Origin of the sequence: Sphingorhabdus sp. (genome assembly GCF_044239005.1) — a bacterium.
Lineage (GTDB): Bacteria > Pseudomonadota > Alphaproteobacteria > Sphingomonadales > Sphingomonadaceae > Sphingorhabdus_B.
Map to the genome: position 1 here is coordinate 1 of NZ_JBIICH010000162.1, position 3,987 is coordinate 3,987.

General features: G+C 58.3%; 1 protein-coding gene. It reads left to right on the forward strand.

Annotation, left to right across the window (positions count from 1 at the left end):
* The coding region (locus ACILQA_RS10330) for an NAD-glutamate dehydrogenase domain-containing protein (protein ID WP_395629617.1) at positions 1 to 3,987 on the forward strand (3,987 nt) is incomplete at both ends.

The following is a 3,987-nucleotide window of genomic DNA, read 5'->3' on the forward strand; positions in this document are numbered from 1 at the left end:
CGGTGACTGACTGGCGCGATATGCTCGCGGCTTTGTCCGCTGACGCTGACAGCCTGCCGGAAAGTGAGGGCGCTGCGCTCCTTCGTTGGTTCTCCAAAAATAATATGACGGTTCTGGCGCACGAACGCATCAGCCGCAATGGCACGCGGTCCGACCGCCTTGGTCTATCGCGCGTGACGGATGCACCGGTTCTTGCAGAGGACAGCGTTGGCCTTGCGATCAAATGGTTTGAAGACGGCGGCGTCGCACCGCTGGTGCTGAAATCCAACCGGGTCTCGACGGTGCACCGTAACGTCCAATTGGATCTAATCGTCATTCCAGTCACAACCGGCGGTCGTGTTTCGGGCGTAGCGGTCACTGCAGGGCTTTGGACGAGCGCGGCACTCGCAACTACCCCAGAGGCAATACCCGTGCTGAGAACGCATCTGGCGGCGCTTATGGACCGGTTCGGCTTTGACCCTTCGGGGCATGCGGGCAAGGCGATGGCGCATGCACTGACGGCGCTACCCCACGATCTTTTGGTTGCGCTAAAATTGGATGATTTGGAGCGCGTTACGCTCACTGCAATGTCGTTAACGGATCGCCCACGGCCGAAGCTGATTGCGCTGCGGTCGCCACTTGGCCGCCATCTCTATATTTTCGTCTGGTTGCCACGCGATGATGTTTCGACAGGCATTCGCAAGCAGATCCAAAATATGCTGATAGACGCCACAGGCGGTAGCTTGCTCGGCTGGACGATTGGTCTGGAGGACGGCGGCGTCGCCTTGCTGCGCTACACGCTCGACCTGCCAGATCGCGACCAAAAGGTCGACGAGGCCGCGCTTGATGACAAAGTCGAGCTTATGGTGCGCGGATGGGAGCCTGCGGTCGAAGCGGCGCTTGCGGCGCTGACCGATGAAAAGCGCGCGGCCGCCATGCTCGTGCGTTACGGCGCGGGTTTTCCCGCCAATTATCGCAGCACCTATTCTACCGAAGAAGCTGCGCGTGATATGGTCGGCCTGCTGACCATGGAGCGCGACCACAGTAAAGTCACCCGGCTGTTCGTCGACGGCGATAATCTTCGGCTCAAAATTTACAGCGGCGGCGGCGCGCTTCCGCTCAGCGATGTTGTTCCGGCGCTTGAGAATTTCGGTTTCGACGTGTTGGAAGAATTGCCCAGCGCATTGGGCGACGGCAATTATATCCACGATTTCCGCTTGTCGCTGCGCGGCGGCGATGTGGCAACGGTGATGCAACGTCCGCACATTATCGAAGGCGCGCTGAGCCAGGTTTTGGATGGCAGCTTTGAAAATGATGTGTTTAACCAGCTGGTGACGGTCGGCGGTCTCGATCCGCAGTCGGTTATCTGGCTTCGGGCATGGTATCGCTATTTGCGTCAAACCGGTGTCACCTACGGCATGCCGACTGTGGTGTCGGCATTGGCCAAAAACGCCAATGTTACGCGTTCAATTATTGCCCTGTTCGACGTTCGGCATAACCCCGCGCATTCCGGTGACCGCGAAAAAGAGATCACCAAATATGTGAAGTCGATCAACACGGACTTGGCGGCAGTATCGGCCATCGATGAAGATCGGATATTGCGCCGCTTCTTGGCGATCGTCTTGGCGACGGTCCGCACCAACGCCTTTTCGGCGGCTGCGGCAGAAGCGCTGGCGTTTAAGCTTGATTGCGCGAAAGTCCCCGGCCTGCCTGCGCCGCTGCCTTGGCGCGAAGTGTTCGTCTATTCGCCGCGCGTCGAAGGCATTCACTTGCGCGCTGGCCCCGTGGCGCGTGGCGGTCTGCGCTGGTCAGACCGGCGTGACGATTTCCGCACGGAGGTCCTTGGTTTGATGAAGGCACAGCGCGTTAAAAACGCCGTGATCGTGCCGACAGGTGCCAAGGGTGGCTTTTACCCCAAGCGGCTGCCCGACATGCGCGTCGACCGCGATGCCTGGTTCGCCGAAGGGACAGAGGCCTACAAGATATTCATCCGCACCTTGCTGTCGATTACCGACAACATCGTGAACGACCGTATCGTGCATCCAGACAATGTCGTCATCCATGACGGGGATGATCCCTATTTCGTTGTTGCCGCTGACAAGGGAACGGCGACATTTTCTGACACAGCAAACGCCATCGCACTGGAACGCAATTTCTGGCTGGGTGATGCTTTCGCCAGCGGCGGATCGGTTGGATATGACCATAAGGCGATGGGCATCACCGCCAAGGGTGGTTGGCTTTCGGTCCAGCGCCATTTTGCCGAAATGGGTATCGACGTTCAAAAGGAGCCGGTCACGGTTGCGGGCGTCGGTGACATGTCCGGCGACGTTTTTGGTAACGGCATGCTGCTTTCGAAAACATTGAAGTTGGTCGCCGCATTCGACCACCGCCATATCTTTTTTGATCCCGATCCCGATCCGGCGGTCAGCTGGAAAGAACGTCAGCGCTTGTTCAATCTGCCGCGTTCAAGCTGGCTCGATTATGACAGAAAGCTGATTTCAAAGGGCGGTGGCGTATTTGCGCGCACCGAAAAATCGATCAAAATTTCACCTGAAATCAGGGCATTATTGGGCATTGATGCGAAAGAAATTGAACCATCTGCATTGATGACCGCGATATTGAAGGCGCCGGTGCAGCTGATGTGGTTTGGTGGGATTGGAACCTATATTAAGGACCGAAGCGAAGGCCATTTGGATGTCGGCGACCCGGGCAATGACGCGATCCGCGTCAATGGTGCGGACGTTCAGGCAAAGGTCATCGGCGAAGGTGCCAACCTTGGCGTCACGCAGGCGGGGCGTATTGGCTACGCATTGCGCGGTGGCCGGATTAATACCGACTTCATCGATAACAGCGCCGGCGTGGATTGTTCGGATAATGAGGTGAATATAAAAATCGCGCTCAATGCGCAAATGCGTGCCGGCAAGTTGAAAGAGCCTGCGCGCAACGTGCTGCTCGCCGATATGACCGACGCCGTTGCGCATTTGGTGCTTGAGGACAATCGCCTGCAAACGCTCGCCCTTTCAATTGCGGAAACCGGCGGGGCAGGGGATTTGCCGGCCTATGTCCGGCTCATTGAAATCTTCGAAGGCTCTGGCAGGCTTGACCGTGCGGTTGAGGGGCTTGCGCCGAATGAAGAACTGTTCCGGCGCGCAAGTGAAGGGCGCGGTCTGACCCGGCCTGAATTGGCCGTGTTGCTGTCGACGGCAAAGCTGGCCGCGCAGGACGGCGTTGAGGACGCGCCTTTGGCACAAGATGCCTCAATGGACAGCGAACTGCTGGCTGCGTTTCCAGAGGCGATGGTCAAGGCGCACAAAAGCGCGATTCTGTCGCACCGTTTGCGCAAGGAAATCATCGCGACCAAATTGGCAAACCGCATGATCAACCGGCTGGGCATGCTGCACCCGTTTGAACTTGCGGAGGAAGAGGGCTGCGGCCTTGGTGATGTCGCCGCGGCCTTCGCCATTGCCGAACGCATCTATGATCTGCCATCGCTGTGGCAGGCCATCGATACGACACCGATGCCGGAAGCAACGCGGCTGATGCTATTCAATCAAGCTGCCGTTGAAATACGTGCGCAGATGGCGGACATCATTCGCAACGCGCATGAAGGCCGTGATGTCAGTGCTGCCACCGCCGTATATGCGCCCGTTGTGCAGAAATTGTCCGCCGCGCTGGACGGGTTGTTGCCCAATGATGTCCGGCTTCAGACGGAGCGTTTTGGCGCACGGCTTATGGAAAATGGCGCGCCACGCAAAATTGCCGAACGGCTTGTTGAATTGGCGCAGTTGGATGGCGCGATTGGCCTCGCGGCATTGTCGTCGACGCAAAAGGGTGATGTGACTGCGCTGACGCGTGCGTTCACGACGCTTGGCGATGCGCTGGGCCTCAGCTGGGCGCAAGGGGCGGCTATGCAGATTGATCCGCATGACCCGTGGGAGCGATTGCTGGTTGCGGGTCTGGCGCGCGATTTCCAAACGATGCGTTTGGATTTCCTAAGCCGCCGTGCCG